This is a genomic window from Paenibacillus sp. 01T422 (assembly GCF_056398785.1).
Genome location: NZ_JBFTQB010001412.1, coordinates 1 through 943, shown reverse-complemented (window position 1 = coordinate 943; position 943 = coordinate 1). Strand labels below are relative to the sequence as shown.

Below are 943 nucleotides of genomic sequence, written 5' to 3'. Positions count from 1 at the left end.
CTCCATATACACTTTTAAAGTGTTTATTTAAATGAGTTAAATCGACAAAACCACAAGCAGCTACTGCTGAATAAACATCTCTACTTTGTTCAATTAATTGTTTGGCATGTACTATTTTACAGTTAAGAAAGTATTGATAGGTTGAAATTCCGGTATGTGCCTTGAATAATCGGATAAACTGAAATTTCGATAAATTAAGCTCTTTACAGATTTCATCAAGCTTAAGTACATGTTCTAAGTTGGCTTGAAGCATATCTTTTGCTTTCTTAATTAGCGTGTTATCTTTCTTGTCACGTGTAGATAGATTGGTTTTAATAAGGTTATCCGTGAGGGATAAGAGCAATTCACTGCATAACGCCTCATCCTTTTCGTATAAAATGGCATGAGAAAGATTTAATATGCGTTGTTCAAGTGTACGATCATAAACAATAGGATCAGTAAAACGTATGATATCCTTTTTCTCTATCGCCTCTAGAAGCATGTTCGGCTCAATATATAGCATAACGTAATCAAGACCTGACTTATCATGTGCCATTCCATCGTGCGCCTGTTCAGGATTAAAAAGCATAATTCCATTTTGATAGGATAATTGTAGACTACCGTCTAGGTTATAATGTTGAATACCTCGCAATGTTACGCCTATTGCATACTCCTTGTGAGCATGCTTTTTATACTTAAATTCCATCATACTTGCTGACAGAGCAGTCATACCCGCCGACTTTTTGTAAACAAACTTGTCCATTCAATCACCCCTACTTCAGCTGACCACCTACATCCAAATTATGATCGCAGCATAGACTAAAAATATAGTCATCAATACATTAACAATTTTATCATACTTTTGTAATAGCTCCTTGAAGATTGTACCGAAGAGAATCCACGTCGTGAAAGCAGAAAATCCAATGAGCGTTATAACGATAATACTTGTCGCCACCTCAGGGAT

Annotated in this window: 1 protein-coding gene; it reads right to left on the bottom strand. The window is 35.6% G+C overall.

Going from position 1 to position 943, the window contains the following annotated elements; all coding sequences use genetic code 11:
* On the bottom strand, positions 1-742 hold a 742-nt coding region (locus AC1DUA_RS39160; protein WP_477504809.1), incomplete at its 3' end, for an AraC family ligand binding domain-containing protein.
* Positions 743-943: the final 201 nt, after the last annotated feature.